At 30.5% G+C, this 18,090-nt stretch carries 11 protein-coding genes and 1 pseudogene; 1 reads left to right on the forward strand and 11 read right to left on the reverse strand.

What is annotated here, in order from left to right; translation table 11 throughout:
• Positions 1-231 precede the first annotated feature (231 nt).
• From F3K33_RS19205 to F3K33_RS19250, 10 genes and pseudogenes are all read right to left on the reverse strand, one after another.
• Positions 232-4,149, reverse strand: a complete 3,918-nt coding sequence (locus tag F3K33_RS19205) for an acyl-CoA dehydratase activase (protein ID WP_039773764.1) — start codon at positions 4,147-4,149, stop codon at positions 232-234.
• Between the two features lie 288 nt (positions 4,150-4,437).
• Positions 4,438-6,546 carry a methyl-accepting chemotaxis protein gene (locus tag F3K33_RS19210; RefSeq protein WP_039773763.1) on the reverse strand — a complete coding sequence of 703 codons (2,109 nt, stop codon included), beginning with the start codon at positions 6,544-6,546 and terminating at the stop codon, positions 4,438-4,440.
• A 344-nt stretch (positions 6,547-6,890) separates the two neighbouring features.
• A pseudogene (locus F3K33_RS19215) lies at positions 6,891-7,199 on the reverse strand (class I SAM-dependent methyltransferase); the annotation flags it as partial.
• Between the two features lie 329 nt (positions 7,200-7,528).
• Entirely contained in the window at positions 7,529-8,335 is an 807-nt protein-coding gene (locus F3K33_RS19220) for an ABC transporter ATP-binding protein (RefSeq protein WP_023975202.1), read from the reverse strand.
• Positions 8,335-9,366, reverse strand: coding sequence for a FecCD family ABC transporter permease (locus F3K33_RS19225; protein ID WP_023975203.1), 1,032 nt, complete (start codon positions 9,364-9,366; stop codon positions 8,335-8,337). The genes F3K33_RS19220 and F3K33_RS19225 overlap by 1 nt, the downstream gene beginning before the upstream one ends.
• Complete coding sequence (locus F3K33_RS19230) at positions 9,363-10,361, reverse strand: FecCD family ABC transporter permease (protein WP_039773762.1); 999 nt, start codon at positions 10,359-10,361, stop codon at positions 9,363-9,365. Before F3K33_RS19230 ends, F3K33_RS19225 begins: the two co-directional genes overlap by 4 nt.
• The gene (locus tag F3K33_RS19235; protein ID WP_023975205.1) at positions 10,361-11,386 is read right to left on the reverse strand and encodes an iron-siderophore ABC transporter substrate-binding protein; all 1,026 of its coding nucleotides are present in this window, start codon (positions 11,384-11,386) and stop codon (positions 10,361-10,363) included. The genes F3K33_RS19230 and F3K33_RS19235 overlap by 1 nt, the downstream gene beginning before the upstream one ends.
• A 503-nt stretch (positions 11,387-11,889) precedes the next feature.
• Positions 11,890-13,230, reverse strand: a complete 1,341-nt coding sequence (locus F3K33_RS19240) for an MFS transporter (protein ID WP_242986304.1) — start codon at positions 13,228-13,230, stop codon at positions 11,890-11,892.
• Positions 13,231-13,548: 318 nt separating this feature from the next.
• Complete coding sequence (locus F3K33_RS19245) at positions 13,549-15,618, reverse strand: beta-glucosidase family protein (protein ID WP_039773760.1); 2,070 nt, start codon at positions 15,616-15,618, stop codon at positions 13,549-13,551.
• Positions 15,619-15,620: 2 nt separating this feature from the next.
• Positions 15,621-16,553 carry a helix-turn-helix domain-containing protein gene (locus tag F3K33_RS19250; RefSeq protein ID WP_023975208.1) on the reverse strand — a complete coding sequence of 311 codons (933 nt, stop codon included), beginning with the start codon at positions 16,551-16,553 and terminating at the stop codon, positions 15,621-15,623.
• A gap of 415 nt (positions 16,554-16,968) precedes the next feature.
• Between F3K33_RS19250 and F3K33_RS19255 the strand changes: the two genes are divergently transcribed.
• Positions 16,969-17,373, forward strand: coding sequence for an FMN-binding protein (locus F3K33_RS19255; RefSeq protein ID WP_039773759.1), 405 nt, complete (start codon positions 16,969-16,971; stop codon positions 17,371-17,373).
• A 152-nt stretch (positions 17,374-17,525) separates the two neighbouring features.
• Here the strand turns inward: F3K33_RS19255 and F3K33_RS19260 are convergent, their stop codons facing one another.
• Entirely contained in the window at positions 17,526-17,999 is a 474-nt protein-coding gene (locus tag F3K33_RS19260) for a PTS sugar transporter subunit IIA (RefSeq protein WP_039773758.1), read from the reverse strand.
• Positions 18,000-18,090: the final 91 nt, after the last annotated feature.

Genomic DNA, 18,090 nt, shown 5'->3' on the forward strand with positions numbered 1-18,090 from the left:
AGAAATAATAGGGATTCTTTTGTGCAGTGTTTCATTGAGAATTTTGCTGTAGGATTTCTTCAGTACAAGTTGTTCTATTTTTGCTTGTCATTTGCTTGTCAAAGGAGCATGCAGAAATTGGTACAACTTATACTGTTAGAAATCCACAGTGAAATTCTCTAGAAACCGAAATAACAGAATCCCTGTTATTTCGGTGATTATAACCATAACTCTAAGATCCATTTAGTTTATTTACAGATAAGCTATAAATGTTTCTATTAGTTCTTCATTATTTTTGTTTATATTACTATCAAAATATAGATCTAATACAGGAATTTTTATTTCTTCTTTGTATTTTTCTCTTAGTATTTTTAATATTGTAGCTGTATTTTCATACATAGAGCTTACAACAATAATCCCATCAACATTTTCTGCTGTTAATAATTTAGCAAATCTATATCTTCCGCTTCCTCCTGCATAGTTTGGAAGTTTATCTTTTAATATTTCATTAAGACTATCAATTTCCCTATTAAATGGAGATTTTTCTTCTAGAATCAAATTAACTTTATTAATAATCTTCTTGGCTTCATCTATTAATTTTAAATATTGTTTATTAGTCTTATTTCTCTTATTGCTAAAATCTTTATATAGCATATATAATTCTTCTGCAAATGACTGCTTTACAACATCATAATTTTCAATTAGCCTTTTTATGAGATTATTATTTAAATAATCTTTATGCACTACTAAAGCTTCTCCAACTATAAGCAGTTTCTTTTTATTTTCTTTTAATATCTCACTATTTAGGATTTCTAATTTTTCATCAAAATATGAGTCTGATATATTATTATTTTTTATTGCTTTAATTAAATCATCTAAGGATGTTTCTTTTTTATCTTCATGTAATCTATTAATTAGATCGCCTATTACCAATGCTTTAAAGAATTCTAGACCAAAATCTTTATCTCCTAAGTAATCTTCTATAAATGGCGCTTCGAGATTTAGTTTTCTTCCACATTCTAAGGCTTTATATTGCATAAGCTTCCCATACTGCCCAAAGGTTTCACTTCCTTCATCTGTAGGAAGATATAATGTATATTCTTTTTCACTTTCTTTAACTTTACTTATGACCTCTGATATTAAACCAGTTAATGAAAAATATTCTTTTCCTCTTGAAAATTGCTTTCCAATTTCAATTGTGCTTTCACTTACAGGTTCTAATATTGTAACCTTTGTATTTTTTCTTTCTAAGAAAGCTTTTAGTATATTGCTATATGGATACATATATGGAATTATCACTTCATTTTCAGTTTCTATTTCATTCTTAGAGTTTTGAAGTTTATTATCAAATTTAACTTCATTAACCATTCCAAGTTTTTTACTACAATTACCTTCAGCAGATTCCTCAACTTTATTTTCTAAAAGGCCATTATTATCACAATTTTTAATTGAATTTATAAATGCCTCTACCCTTGTAATTACTCCAACTTTTGAAGAATGTTCATCTACTTCTATATGCAGATAAGGCTTACTTCCCATTTCCTTTTTAAAATAATGAGTAAGAATTGTATCTGGTCCGCATCCATGATTAGTAATGTATATTGGATATAAATTTTTATGGTTTCTTATAATTTTTGCTCCAGTTATTATGTGCTGCCCAAAAGGCCAATACATATTAGAATATTCTTCTCCTATATTCATTTCAGAAGCTTCAAGGTGAGTTAAATGAAGTACTTTATATCCACGCTTTTTCAATTCATTTTCTATGCCCATGTTCAATGCTGGATCAACTATGTTATATACTCTGCTTATCATTACAAATACTTTTTCATCTTCACCTATATTTTTTAAAACATCCGATCCAAGTGACTCAAGATTTTTCTCATAATCCATAAACTTTTTCATACCAGACATTACTGCCGCCGCTGTTTCTATTTTGTTTTTTCCAAGATCTTTTCCTATACTTAATAAAGTTTTAATCATATATTGTTTACCAAAATTAAATGATAATGTTGGTGATATTAATTTTATATTTTTTTCTGCTAAGTTAAACACGCTTTCAATTATCTTTGGTGAAGTCTGCATATACACACATGCATAATCTTCTCTTACATCTGAACCTGCATGCTTCATAGTATAAAGATGTGGAAGGAATATATAATCAACCTTTTTCTCTAAAAGCCATGCTACATGTCCATTTATTAATTTAACTGGAAAGCATGTTTCTTCAAAAGAATATTCCTGGCTAAGGCCTATTATATCTTCATTAGTTGCATCTGAAAGTAAAACATTATATCCTAATTTTTTAAATATTTCATTAAACATCGGGAACATTTTATTAAGAAATAATACTCTTGGTATCCCTATTGTTTTTTTATTAGCATCTTTATCAGTTATATATCCTTCTAAGAATAATTTTTCACCTTTATTTGAATAATCTATACTGCTATTTTGTTTCTTATCTTTTTCGTTATTCTTTATACTTTCCTTTGTTAAAACCGCCGTTCCTAAAGCACCTGTAACACTAAAGAATTCTGGAACAATAATTTCTTTATTAAGTAAAGCTCTAAATGCATTTACTACTGCTTGATTATGAGCAATTCCACCTTGAAGGAAAATTTTATTTCCAATAGGCCTATTTCCAACAACTCTATTTAAATAATTTTTTGCTATAGAGTAAGCAAGTCCAGCTGAAATATTCTCAATGCTTTCGCCTTCTCCTATTGCTTTACCTATGTTTCCTTCAATAAAAACAGTACATCTATCCCCTAAATTGCAAGGGCTATCGCCTTCTAAAGCAATCTTTCCAAATTCATCAAGACTTATTCCAAGTTTCTTAATCTGCTCTTCTATGAATGCTCCTGTTCCAGCTGCACATATCTTATTCATTTCAAAGTCTTTTACTAATTTATTTTCTATACATATATATTTTGAGTCCTGACCACCAATTTCAAATATGGTATCAACATCACTACATACATTTATCGCACCTTCTGCTTGAGCTGTAATCTCATTTATAATTAAATCCGCATTAATTAATTTTCCAATAAACTCTCTACCAGAACCAGTTGTACCTATTCCTTTGAATTTAAAGTCTTCTCCTAATCTTTCCTTTAATATATCAAAATACTCAGTAACAACTTCTTTTGGTTTTCCATTAGTTTTTGTATAAATATAATCAATCACGTCGTTAGCTTCATCAATAACAACAAAATTGATACTTGTTGATCCAATATCAACCCCCAAGTAACCTTCTTTTAAATTATTATTTATACAAGTATGCTTATTTAAGCTATCATTTACTCCGAATTTATCTAATTTTTCAAATAAGCTATTTTTAGGCTTTTCTATAATTAATTTTTCAGAAGAGCTAAGTTTATTTACATCTATAATTAATCCTTTTTCTTCTGCTATCTTGCAAGCACCAAAACATGTTAGTAACTCAAAATTTTCTTCAATTATAATGTCTTCGTCTTCTAACTTTAATACATCCTTTAGAGCTTTAACTACTCCTTTATTATGTATTACCCCACCAGAAAGCATGATTGGTTTATTAAGTTTATTTTTCTGAAGAACATTTGCTTTATAATTTCTTACAAGTGCATGGCATAATCCTTGTAATATATCCTCTACTTTCACTCCATCCTGCATATGATGTATCATGTCAGTCTTTGAAAAAACGCTGCATCTTCCAGCTATTCTAGGAATTTCTGTAGCTTTTTCTGTGTAGGCTGATATATCTTTTATATCTATAGATAATCTTGAAGCCTGCTCTTCTAAAAAAGAACCTGTACCAGCTGCACAGCTTGTATTCATAAAGAATTTTACATTTTTAACGTCTATATCTGTAATATATTTTGTTTCTTGTGCACCAAGTTCAATAATAGATTTAACATTCTTATTTTTAAATAAAGCTCCTTCAATAAGAGAAATACTATTATTGATATGATATTTTTTATCTAAATTAATTCTTGATGATAAACTTCCTGTTATCCCAATAACCATATTTGATTCTTTATTAACTGCTTTAACCTTCTCAATTAACTCACTATAATATTTATTAATATTTCCTTTATGGAATATATAATTACTTTCAATTAAATTATCATTATTATCTAAGTAAACATACTTAAGAGTTGAATAACCAATATCTATTCCTAACTTATTCATAACACCCTCCTTTGAAATTCATTCTCATTTACTTCTTATAAGTATTATATTACACTTTCCCGCTAGACTCCGTATCATATGATACGCTTTAAAAGAAATTTATAAGAAACTTAATGCCAAAATTTAGAAGCTTTTTAATCTCACCTAATAACTCAATAAGTGATAATTTTTAAGTATTTCAATTATAAAAAGATGTATATATCGCATAAAAATAACTCACGAAAATCAGATATTGATTTCCGTGAGTTTCAATTATTATTTAGGCACAATTAAAAAGTACCAAGCACCTTAAACCTTAAATTTTTGAATAATCTTTTCTAATTCATCAGCTTTTTCATTAAGTAAACTTGCTAATGAAGATACTTCTTCAATAGAAGCTAATTGTTCTTCTGAAGCCGATGCCACCTCTTGTGCACTCTCAGAAAACTCAACAGCTATTTGGCTTACTTCCCTGACAGTAGCCGTTACTTTTTCTGAATTATTTGATATATTTTTAGAGGCTGCTGTTACTTCACTAATCTGTTTTGTTATACTTCTTACAGATGATATAATTTTTTGAAAGGTCTCTCCTGTTTCATTTACTACTTTTAGTCCTTCCTGAACATTTCTTGTAACATTATCCATCTTATTTATAGACTCCATGCTATCTTTTTGTATCGAATGTATAATTTTTGAAATCTCTCTAGCAGAGTTAGATGACTGTTCTGCAAGCTTTCCAACTTCCTCTGCAACTACTGCGAAACCTTTTCCTCCTTCGCCAGCTCTAGCCGCTTCAATTGATGCATTCAAAGCTAATAAATTTGTTTGTTCTGCAATAGATGTAATAGTGTCAATAATCTCACCTATGCTCTTTGATTTTTTTCCCAACGCATAAATGGTAGAATTAGATTCTATTACTGAGTTATTTATATTATTTATCATATTAGCTGTCTCTAATATAGATATATTGCCCTTTTCTGCAAACTCGTCTGCTTGCCTTGAAGCTTTTAAAACCTCATTAGAATTTTTTGCGATATATTCTATGTCTTTTGACATTTTTTCTATCGCAACAGATGCGTCTTCTGAAATTTGTAATTGCTCTTCAGATTTTGTTGCAACATTTTGAATAGAATTAGTAATTATATTAGCAACCTTAGCTGTTTGTTCTGTAGTTTTTGCTAGATTTTCTGCTGAATCGATTACATCACTTGAAACATTTTTACTTGCTACAATAATTTGAGAAAAAGATTTTGTCATATTATTTAGAGCATCAATTATCAAAACCGTCTCGTCTTTTACATCATGAGTAATATGTACGTTAAGCTCTCCCTCTGAAATTTTGTGTGTTGATTCTTCAATTGACTCTATAGTTCCTCTTATTCCATAATAAAATGCTACGAATAGATAAATTAAACTTAAGATTGTTAGCACCGAAATAACTAAAACGAAAAATCTAATCTTAACTGTATAAGCATTATCTTGCTGTAATATGTTCATTAACTCTGTAGATTCACCATGTATTAAAGTATAAATACTATCTACAGCCGTTGTAGCCCTATTATAATATTCTGTTGAATCAATCGTTATACTATTTGTTTCCAAAAGTTCTTTATTAACTATATCAATTATTTCCTTTGAATTGTTAAAAGCTCCTGTAATCTCTCCACTTAATTTGTCCTTTATTTCTGGCTTAGTTTTATATACTTCATCAAGTCCTTTTATAGATGCATTCAAATTAATAGTAGCTGCTTTAGTCACGTATACTAATTTAAATCTTTCATCATCTGTTATTGACTTTCTTCCTGCAACTCCAGATCCAACAGCTCTAGACAATCCAAGATTTTCTGTAACCATTGGTAGATTATTTACGATGGTATCTACCAAATAATATCTGTCTAACTGTTTTTGTAATATCAGATTTGAACTATCTTCAATGCTACCATTAAAATCAAGTATTTTACCTATTAAAGCAGTATGTTTTGCTGTTAATTCACTGAGTGCAGACTTATTATCTTTTATTTCTAATGAAGACCAATCAATTTTTATACTTGCCCATTCATTTGTTGTACCAAGTTCTTTACCATAATCTTCGTCTAATTTGTTTATAGCTACTATATCATTTTTTATTTCTTGTTCTTTTTGAATTACTTGTTCTTCAGTGGATTTATTTCCACTAAGTAACACTGACGTTAATCCTCTATGTTGTTGAACATGCCGTACAAAGGATGTTGTAGCATTAATATAATTCAATCCTTTAATCTGATTTTCACTAATCTTCACATCACCATTTAGCTGATGAACAAAGAAAGAAAGAACTGCTAAAATCGGGATTAGAAATATTGTAAGTATTAGTAGAAACTTTTTTGAATACTTTAATTTATTCATAAGTTTAATTCCAGGGTAAAAGATTTTCTTCATCGACTTATCCCCCTTTATACTTTAGCTAATTTAAAAGCATTTAATCGTATTATATTTTGCGTTCTTAATCAATGACGATAATAATTTATAATTTTCTAAAATTACGGATTAAAAATACCTCCCTTCATTATGATAACTTTTATTTTTAATAAATTTATTTTTCAACAAATACATACTTTAATTATAAAATTCGTTCTTTTTTTCATTTTCCCTTCTATTATTCCATAATTTATATCTTTATTTTTATAAATATTTTAATATAACTCATTATCTGTACTCAATACGCATATATATGTTTATTTTTCTACATTTCTAATCCGATCTATAGGTATCAATTATTTAGCTCATTTATCCTTCATATCTAAATTGGTTGTTTTTTCAATTACCCCATAAATAATTGAACTGCTTTTCTTACCTCCATAATATTTTTCTATTCCTAGCTTTTCAAAATCATTAGAACCTTGCCTTTCTTTGATAACAACTCTTTTTTTACAAACCCTAAGAGTTTTCATTAAAATCCCCTTTGTTAATCCTTTGTGATCCGCAAAATACCTAAATGAATTTACTGATGCCGGCTTTTTATTTGGTTCTTTAAACATAGGATTAAAATATACTACATCAAAACTATTATCACTTTGCTTTAAAAGGTAATTTTATAATACATCCTACCAACTAAATAATTCATTTCATTATCCAGCTGAAAACCTCTAGTTAAAACGCTATTTTAACTCTTCTTCAGCTATAAAATGAAATTTCATAGATAAACATTTCTCATAAAAATAACCCGCGACAATCAAAAATTATCGTGGGCTTTATGTATAGGGCAAATCATGCCCCTTAAAATTCATAAATAAATTTTATATCGTTTTGATATACAATGCATTACATGATAGATTTGGATTTAATTCCTCTAAAAAACTCCTCAAAGCTCTTAGTTTGCAAATGCCTTGCTCATCAATTAGCACAAATCTATCTCAATTATTTATATATTAACATGATGCCTTCCTCTTGGCACTATAAAAGGTGAATTAGATACTGGATCTTGTATTACCACACAATCTAATCCAAATACTTCATTGATTAATTCCGAAGTTATAACCTTTGATGGTTCACCTTTCCCAATTAATTTTCCCTTTCGAAGAGCAAATATATAATCTGCATATCTAGCAGATAAATTTATATCATGAAGTACCATTACAATAGTAGTTCCTCTTTTGCGATTTAAATCTGTCAATAAATCAAGGATTTCTACTTGATAAGCAATATCAAGATATGTGGTTGGTTCATCTAAAAGAAGTATATCGGTCTGCTGAGCTAGCGCCATAGCTATCCAAACCCTTTGACGCTGCCCTCCAGATAATTCATCTACACTACGATTAGCAAGATCTGTTATTCCCATTATTTCAAGTGCCTCTTCTACTGCATCAAAATCACTTTTATCCATGCTTTTTAAAAATGCTTGATATGGAAATCTACCTCTTGAAACTAAGTCCCAGACTGTTATACCTTCTGGAACTACTGGTGATTGTGGAAGCAGTCCCAAAACTTGTGCCAATTTTTTAGAAGGCATTGAAGTTATTTTTTTGCCGTCAATTACAACATCTCCCGAAATTGGCTTAATGAGCCTTGCAAGTGTTTTTAGCAAAGTTGATTTACCACATGCATTTGCACCAATAATAACACTGATTTTATTACTTGGAATAGTTATATCAATTCCATCAACTATAATCTTTTTTTCATACCCAGTTACTAAATTTTTTGCTTCAAGCAATTGTTGTTTTTCATTCATTATGCTTGCCCCCTTCTGTTTATAGTTATTAGAAGCAATAGCATATATGGTGCTCCTAAAATTCCTGTAATTACACCTACAGGAAATCTTGTACTAAATACAAACTGGCCAATCATATCTGCTCCAAGTACTAATAATGCTCCAACTAAACCTGATGCTAAAACATTTGGCGAACCTAACCCAACAAGTCTTGCTGAAATTGGACCTGATAAAAATGCAACAAAGGCTATAGGCCCTGTAACAGCCGTTGCAAAAGCAATTAAAAATACTGAACTTAAGATAAGTGTGATTCTTATTAAATTTATTTTAATACCTAGTGTTGTTGCAAATTCATCTCCTAATTCTAATATTTGAAGATGATTAGTTAAACATAAAATAATAACTCCAAATATAATAACGACCACAAGTAAGCCTGGGACATCTTTCATACTCATCCCATTTAAGCTACCATTTAACCATGTGAGTGCTTTTGAGACATCGTGTTCTGAAGCCTTAACCAGCAAAAATGATATAAGGGCATTTAACATTGCTTGCATTCCAATTCCTATAAGTATTAATCTGCCGCCTGAAAATCCTGAACCTTTAGAGAACATATATATAAGTCCTGAAACTAAAATTCCAGAAATTACAGCTGCAATAGAAACACCGCTTCCACTCATGTGAAGAACTAATATACAAAATACCGCTGCCACACTAGCCCCTGAACTTATTCCTATGATATCAGGACTAGCTAGTGGATTTCTAAGCATAGTTTGAAATGTATTTCCTGCAATTCCAAAGGCTAGCCCTGCTAAAAGTCCACAAAGCATTCTTGGTAAACGCAAGGTTCCTATAGTAAATGCAGCGCCTTGTATCTCTTCCCCACTAAGTACTCTTATAACTGTACTTAATGAATAATTAGTTTTTCCATATAAAAGCATAACTCCGCAAAGACCTAATGTTAAAGCAAAGAGAATTATATTAACGCTGATCATGCGTTTTTTTCTTTTTATATAACCTTCTTTTATCATAGAGTGAGTAGTTTTTATCATATAGCCCTCACCTTCGCTTTCCTTGCAATGATAATAAGAATTGGTGCTCCTAAAAATGCAGTAATAATTCCCACCTGAAGTTCACCAGGACTTCCAATTACTCTTCCCAAAACATCTGAAATTGTTAAAAGCACCGCTCCTCCAATAGCTGACATGGGCACTAAACCTCTTAAATTTGAGCCAAAAATGAGACGTATACTGTGAGGAATCATTAAACCTACAAATCCTATGGGGCCTGCAATTGCTGTGGTTGCACCACATAGTATAACCCCTGCAATTGCACATATAATCCTAATAATTCCTATATTTACTCCAAGACCAGTTGCAACCTCATCTCCTAAAGCTAAAATATCCAATGCTGGTGCTGATATTATGCTTATTATTAATCCAATTATTAAAAATGGTAACATTAAGTCAATACTCTCCCAAGTTGCACCACTTACACTTCCGACCTGCCAAAATCTATATGCATCTATAACCTCACTTCTAGGAAGTATTATTACACTTACTAAAGAGGTTAAAACTGCACTAGTAGCTGAGCCTGCCAAAGCAAGTTTTATTGGTGTCATACCTCCGCTGCCAATGGAAGCTATAGTATAAACAAATATTGATGTGATTCCTGCTCCAACTAGTGCAATCCAGATATACTCGTTAGCTGAATTTATATTAAAAAATGCTATTCCAATTACAACAAATAAAGATGCACCTGTATTAACTCCTAAAATGCTTGGGTCTGCTATTGGATTTCTAGTGATTGATTGCATAAGAGCCCCCGATATTCCAAGAGAAGCTCCTGCCATAATACTAAAAATTGTTCTTGGAACACGTTCTCGAACAACTAATGCAGCAAAAGACGTATCGTCACTATTTAATAAAGCATTTATTGCTTGACTAATTCCTATGTTTTTTGATCCAAATGCCAGTGATATTACTACACATATACCTAGTAAAAAAATACTACCTAAATATATTCCTACTGTCTTTCTAAATCTCATTATGCTTTATCTGCTGCCTCTCCAATTATTTTTAGATATTCATCTATTGTTGCTGGAATTGATAAGGCAGTAGGAGTACAAGATGCTGCAAGTGCTGATCCATCTTCTATTACGGCAACTGATCCTCTTTTTATTGCTGGAACTGTTCCAAGTAGGGCATCTGATTGCAATTGTTTTACTAATGTGTCATTTCCATACGTTACTATTACATCTACATCTGTTAATTTATCAATATTTTCTGAACTAATTTCAAGAGCAAAACTATCTGAAGTCTGCGCAAGCTTTTTAACACTCTCTGGTAATTCTAATCCTAAATCAGTTAAATATGCTGCTCGAGGATCTGTTGGAAGATATATATAAAATTTACCTAAGTCAGCTGGATTAAAGTAACAGAAAACGGCCTTTTTACCTTTAAGCTTAGGATACTTACTAGTTTTTTCTGTTATTTGCTTTTCCAAATCTGAAACCAATTTGTCTCCTTCATCTTTTTTACCCATTGCAGTTGAATTAATTGATATTTGATCACGCCAATATGTTTGCCAAGGAAGTTTAGGATATGCTACAACAGGAGCAATTTTACTTAACAAATCATATTCCTCTTGCGTTATTCCTGAATATGCAGCTAATATAACATCTGGCTTTGCATTACTGATAGCTTCATAATCTAAACCATCTACATCGTCAAAAGTAACTGGTTTGTCCACACCTAACTCTTTATATTTTTCTGCTGTCCATGGCAATAAACCATTTTCATCTGCTTTTCCATAGTTAGCTTTAGAAACTCCTGCTGGTACAACTCCTAATGCTAATGGTACGTCTTGATTTCCCCAAGAAATTGTAACGACCTTTTCTGGTTGTTTTTCAATTACGGTTTCACCAAAAGCATGTTTAATAGTAAGCGGATAAGTTACAGTCGCACTTTGTCCCACATTAGATTTATCTTCATTTTTAGCCGCTCCACTTGAGCATCCCGTTATTAATAAAGTACAAGCAAGAATAATCGTAGTTATTCCTTTTAATTTCATGATAATCCTCCTAATTGTTATGTATTTTATTGAATTAATATTTATTTGATTTTTATATTCAAATGATAATGTTTTTCATTTGCTGTCGGTATTTATTTTATATTCATCAGTAAAATTTGTCAACCTTACATTAGGGGACATTATCTTGAAATTTGTGGTAATACTTATTAAATAAAATTATTTCCATTATATTTTTTGAAGATCTTGCCTTCATAGGGAGTTCCTAAAAAACAAAAAAATATTTATGATAAATCCTTGTTTTAATTGCGTTTGTAAACAGCAATGAAAACAAGGGTCTATACATAAATATTTCAAAAGAAAATTAATTATTAATATACAAGTTTTTAAGCAATAACACTTATATTTTTACTTAACTAAACATCTAGTCAAGACATTTGGTAAGCTAATAAACTACTTCTCCGCCACTACAATTTGATTATTACTTGCTGAACATTATGTGTATGGAAATATTCTCATATGTCCGCCATCTAAAATAATTAGAATTAGTCTACCCCTACAAATTTAGAAGTCCTCTTAATATTAAGTTCAGTTACCATTTTATTTGAAAACTTGTCCATATTTATAAAATACATTACAATTAATCCAATTATGGTAAATACAATTCCTGAGTATATAAATGAAATATTAATTGCCTTTATTGCAGCTCCTGTCTGTACAGCAGCTGTTCCATTATATTTTCCAAAGTCAAGAATCCATCCGAGAATTGCAGTACCAAGGCCACCCCCTAATTTCATTCCAAAACTTACACAACTGTTAATTAATCCATCTGCACGTATTCCTGTTTTCCATTCTCCATAATCTACAGCATCTGCAACAATTGCGAAAATTCCAACTATTAGAGGCGCCATACCAAACCCTTTTATAATGCTTCCTGCCATAACAAGCTCATAAGAAGCAGGATTAATTGCCATAATAATAACACCTACTAATTTCACTAGAAATCCAAACATCATAACTTTCCATTTACCAAATTTACTTATGAACTTAGGTAAAAGTGCAAATCCAACTATCATAGGTGCATAAAGTGCTAAAGTAAGCATCCCCATTAAATTAGCATTATTTAATACATAAGTTGTATAATAAAGAGTAGCTCCTGAAAATAACCCCATATCTGTATAAATAATAATAAACATAATCGCTATAAGTAAAAAATATTTATTTTTCATCAAGGAACCAATTCCTACTTTTAACTTGAATTTTTCTCCCTTTTCATCCTGATTTCTTTCTTTTGTAAATGCAAATGTTATGAATAGAAATGCACATGAAATTATTCCATAAATAACTGCAAGTTTTGACCATCCATACTTTTCAACCAATGGATTTGTAATCATTGATAATATAATAGTAAATGAAATAACAAAAACAAATCGAATTGAGCTCAAAACTGAACGTTCTTGTATGTTACTTGATATTCTTGATAGCAATGTGCAATATGACAAATTTGAGGCCGTGTATACAATTGACACTAAAAATATATAAGTGATATATGCATAAATCAGCTTTCCACCATTGCTGAGCCCCATAGGAACATTAAACAATAATATCAAACCAATCCCCATAAATGGTGCACTCCATAAAATCCAAGGTCTTGTTTTCCCCCACCTTGTATTAGTTTTATCAATAAGTGCTCCAATTGATAAATCTGTTACACCATCTAAAAGTCTCGCAATCAGCATTAGTGTCCCAACTGCTGCTACTCCAAGTCCAACGCTATTAGTATAATATATCATCAAAAAAGAAGTAATTGGCACATACACAAAGTTACATCCTACATCGCCTATTGAATAAGAAATCTTTTCTTTTAAATTAATTTTTTCTTCCATAAAAATACTCATTCCTTTCATAGTACTCAATATATAAAGTAATTAAACGATTACTCCAAGAATATATATGTTCTAATTAATGATGCACATTTATCAATAAATAATAAATGCTGAAATTTTTTTGAGTTTTCAATAATTCCTATTCAAAAAGCATTGAATTCTAATTAAAACTTATATATTATAAAAATATGACTTGATATGGCAGAGTAAAGTAATTATATTTTTATGTACAGTTAATATTAACTAATCAACCAACTAATATTAACTATCATTAAACTAATACTTTTCACTCTGTCATTTCATTTGTATTTGAGACAATTACAATGTAACTTTTCCCATGTGTAGATCTGAATCTGCGCTGCTGCTTCCTATATACGCCTCATACTCCATTTTCTCTAATTCCATTTGTTCTGTTTTTGGATTATACCAGCAAAGCTCCTCTTTAGGGCAAGTTATTGTAACTTCCTTGCTTTCTCCTGGCTGTAAATTTACACGAGCAAAACCTCTTAACAATTTTACAGGTCTCTCTACAGATGAATTTTTGAATCCGACATACATTTGTACGACTTCATCCCCTGCCATTTTTCCTATATTTTTAACAGTACATTTAGCGATAACACTATCATCAGATGCATCAAAATTTGCATCACTAAAATCAAACTTAGTATAAGATAGTCCAAATCCATATGGTACAGATGGTTTTATGCCTTCCTTTTCTAACTTTGTATATCCATGATAGTAATCATACCATTGAGATGTTGTATCCCAATTTACTTGTGGAAGATCACTTTCTTTAAATGGAATTACATATGGTAGTTTTCCACTTGGATTAACATCTCCAAATATAATCTCTCCTATTGCAGTTCCGCCTTCCATACCTGGATAATATGCCATCATTATAGCTCCAACGCTTTCTTTCCACTCTTCCATCATTATCATATTTCCACCAATTAACACGGCTATAGAATTGGTGTTAACAGGACCTACTTCCTGTATTAATTTAATTTCATTTTCATGAAGACCTAACGAATTTTTTCTATCGCCACCTACTGCTCCTGTGTAAGATTCAAATTCATCTTCTGATATATATTCACCTTCATCGTCATAGTTATATCCAACTACAAATATAACTGCATCTGCATCTTTAGCTAATTCTTTTGCATGTTCCAAATTTTCGCCATTATAATATACAACCTGCGCTTTAGGTGCTGCATTTGCAATTCCTTGTAATGGTGTTATAACATAAGCTGGTCTTACCTGACTTGAACCGTGATCTCCTATTACTTCCTTATCGCCTAACTTTCCTAACACAACAATTTTTCTTGCTTTATCTTTGTTTAATGGTAATACATTATTTTCATTCTTAATTAATGTAATCCCCTCTCTTGCTGCCTGAAGTGCAAGTTTAATGTGATCTTCACATCCAATTAAACTCTCATCATATTCATTTGAATAAGCATCTTCAAATGCTAGCAATGTACGCACGATACGTAATGCAGATTCATCAATTTTACTTTCTTTTACTTGTCCGTTTTTTACTGCCGCTACTAATTTATCTCCAAAAAACTGAGTACAGCACATTTCCATATCTTGTCCGCCATTAGCTGCTTCAACCGTATCTCTGACTCCCCAGATAAAGTCACTCATAACAAATCCATCAAAATCCCATTCCTTTTTCAATACTTGATTTAATAAGTAATCATGATGTCCACAATGAGTTCCTTTGTATAAATTATAAGAACTCATAATAGCTGCTGCACCTGCTTCAACACATTTCTTAAAATGAGGAAGAAATACTTCTCTCTCAGTACGTTTATCACATTCAACATTTACCTTAAATCTGGAAATTTCCATTTGGTTAAAAGCAAAATGTTTTACACATGCGATTACATTTTCGTCTTGTACACCTTTAACTAATGCTTGTCCCATTTCCCCTAAGTGAAAAGATTCTTCACCATAAGTTTCTTGGCTTCTTCCCCAGCCTGGATTATACGGAAGATTAATACATACTCCTGCAAATAAGTTACCTTTATACCCATGAACTTCTTTACCTATAGCATTACCTATTTTTTCTTCTAATGCTGTATCAAATGTTGCACCTCTAAGCATTGATACTGGAAAACATGTGCTTTTTCCTGCACTACAAACTACACCCCTTGGCCCATCACAGAAAAGCATAGGAGGCACATTATTCTTCTCTATTCCTCCTGCTGGATAAGGATAACTATTATAATGTTTTTGCTCATCAGCATCTCTCAAATCAGAGAGCATATCATTAAGAGTAACATTTCCACCCATTAAGGAAACCTTTTCTTCTAAAGTTAAAGAGTTAACTATTTCCTTTGCCTTTTCAGTATAAGATAATCTTTTTAATTTAGTACATTTCATTTTTACATATCTCCTTTACAATATTTTTCTAATAAATTAATAGATTCTTTAAAATCAAAACGCAAATAGCCTTGTACATTAGGATCCGCATTTAAACTTGCCCCACTTTTTCGGTATTCAGCAGGGGTCACACCTATTTCTTTTTTAAAAGCTCTGTAAAAAGTACTTTCAGAATAAAAGCCACAATCATTTGCTATAAAGCTAATTGACTTGTTTGAAAACTTAAGCATATATTTAGAAGCCTCTATTTTGCTGCTAAGTACTAAATCTTTAGGTGATAATCCAATGTTTGCCTTTAAGAAACGATAAACTGATTTCTCGCACAAGCCTATAAATTTATATAGTTCATCTAATACTGTATCTTTTGTACAGTTTTTTTGGATAAAGTTTATTACCTGCATGAGCAATTCTGTGTTTTCTGTTTCTTTCAAATCTACAGCTTTTTGATGAATATCATATAATGTGAATTCAAATAAGTCCGCTATTAACATATAAACTAAAGATTTTACCCTATAAGTGTTAAATATTTCATCACTCTGACTTTCAAGTCCAATTTTAGCAGCATTAGCAACGTATGCATCATATCCGTTCTTAGGCTTTTTATCATTAAGCTTGCTGTTTAAGTAAAAATAATACGATCTATTATCATCTTTTGTATTTTTGAATAAATTCTCATTCATCTGAATAAATAAGCATAAATTCTCTTCCTTAGTACGTTGTAATTCATGTACTGCTTTTGAATTTAATAACACAATATCCCCTGCTTCCAAAACCGTTATCTTGGGGCTTGCATTTACTATTAGGGATCCTTTCAGAACTAAAATTAATTCATAATCATAATGCCAATGAAAACTAGAATGTTCAATTGATGTTACAAACACCTTTGCTGGATATTTCTCTTCATGCTCAATTGTTTCAAAAATATATGAACTCATATTTCCCCCATTTCATGATATACTATAACCGCTTTGTAAATATTTACACTTTGATTATAAGTTATATCAAAATATATTTGTTATCATTTTTGTACAAATTCTATTTCATTTTCAGACTAATCATATTATAACTGAATCGTATAAGGCACATGAAAATAAATTAAATATTTCATATTATGTATAGAGAATCCATAAGCTAATAAACTGTATAAGAACTTAACTAATTCCCTAATTTCTAGCTATTCTTAATCATAATAAAAAAATGCAACAATAATTTATCTTTAAAGTCTCAAACCCAATAATTTGGAAATTTATGATAAAATATTATTATGCGAAAAAGAAATATTATAAATTTAACAGAAGATGGAATTAGCCTTTTATTAGAATCTATTAAAAAGTAAAGGATGTATTTTATATGTTAAATGTAAAGAAAATATTATTAGGTGTAGTTTGTCTTATTGTTATCACAGTTATCATCGTTGGAGGAAAATATCTAATCTCTGTTAGAAATTATCAAACAACAATTAGAGGATTAACAATTAACAACGTAGATTTATCGAAGATTTCCGATGGAAAATATATTGGTTCATATGATGTTAATTTAATTAGCGCAAAAGTTTCAGTTACAGTTAAAAACCACAAGATTGAAAATATAGATTTACTAGAACATAAAACCGATAGAGGCAAGCCTGCAGAAGTTATTCCAAGCATGGTAGTTAAAGCACAAAGTTTACAAGTAGATACTGTTTCAGGAGCAACAAATAGCAGTAAAACAATTTTAAAGGCTATTGAAAACGCACTAAAGCCTAATCAAAAATAAAAATATATCAATAAAAGAGGCTGTAGATAGATTTCGTTTTTACACAAATTTATCTACAGCCCAAAGCATAATCTTTAAAATCGAATACGCATAATTTAGTTCCATATCCGTTATAAACATTCTATTTCACAGAACTTTTATCCCTCATTACCTTACTTAACAATATTGACTATGTTAGCTTGTCCTGCATCAACCTGTATATCGCCATTAACCAGTTCACATATCTCGCCACTAGTAAATATAACTATCACATCAGTTGATGGAACTTTATCTTTTATTTCTTCTATATCAAATTCCAAAAGCTTATCACCTATTTTTATCTTTTGCCCTTCTCTAACAAATGTTTTGAATCCTTTACCATTGAGTTTGACTGTATCAATACCAACATGAATTAGAATTTCAGCTCCATTATTTGCTTTTAGACCTATTGCATGCAAAGTTGGAAAAATCATTGATACTACACCAACTATAGGTGAATACACAACACCTTGTTTAGGCTCAATTGCAAAACCGTCACCTAAAGCTTTAGACGCAAATACCTCATCTATTACAGATGTTACTGGCTTTAGTTTTCCCTCCGTTGGTGACACTATTTTGAACTTTGTCCTATTAAATAAATTAAACATATTTTCCAGCCTTCCTTTTATAAACTACTTTTTTCTATATTTATTGCACCGCTAATTCCTATCTCTAGACTTTTGCACCACTTAGAAAATC

Origin of the sequence: Clostridium beijerinckii (genome assembly GCF_008705175.1) — a bacterium.
Lineage (GTDB): Bacteria > Bacillota > Clostridia > Clostridiales > Clostridiaceae > Clostridium > Clostridium beijerinckii.

Excerpts from the sequence above, each read along its gene's own strand:
- F3K33_RS19205 (WP_039773764.1), bottom strand. The coding sequence starts at position 4,149 with ATGAATAAGTTAGGAATAGATATTGGTTATTCAACTCTTAAGTATGTT.
- F3K33_RS19210 (WP_039773763.1), bottom strand. The coding sequence starts at position 6,546 with ATGAAGAAAATCTTTTACCCTGGAATTAAACTTATGAATAAATTAAAG.
- F3K33_RS19220 (WP_023975202.1), bottom strand. The coding sequence starts at position 8,335 with ATGAATGAAAAACAACAATTGCTTGAAGCAAAAAATTTAGTAACTGGG.
- F3K33_RS19225 (WP_023975203.1), bottom strand. The coding sequence starts at position 9,366 with ATGATAAAAACTACTCACTCTATGATAAAAGAAGGTTATATAAAAAGA.
- F3K33_RS19230 (WP_039773762.1), bottom strand. The coding sequence starts at position 10,361 with ATGAGATTTAGAAAGACAGTAGGAATATATTTAGGTAGTATTTTTTTA.
- F3K33_RS19235 (WP_023975205.1), bottom strand. The coding sequence starts at position 11,386 with ATGAAATTAAAAGGAATAACTACGATTATTCTTGCTTGTACTTTATTA.
- F3K33_RS19240 (WP_242986304.1), bottom strand. The coding sequence starts at position 13,230 with ATGGAAGAAAAAATTAATTTAAAAGAAAAGATTTCTTATTCAATAGGC.
- F3K33_RS19245 (WP_039773760.1), bottom strand. The coding sequence starts at position 15,618 with ATGAAATGTACTAAATTAAAAAGATTATCTTATACTGAAAAGGCAAAG.
- F3K33_RS19250 (WP_023975208.1), bottom strand. The coding sequence starts at position 16,553 with ATGAGTTCATATATTTTTGAAACAATTGAGCATGAAGAGAAATATCCA.
- F3K33_RS19255 (WP_039773759.1), top strand. The coding sequence starts at position 16,969 with ATGTTAAATGTAAAGAAAATATTATTAGGTGTAGTTTGTCTTATTGTT.
- F3K33_RS19260 (WP_039773758.1), bottom strand. The coding sequence starts at position 17,999 with ATGTTTAATTTATTTAATAGGACAAAGTTCAAAATAGTGTCACCAACG.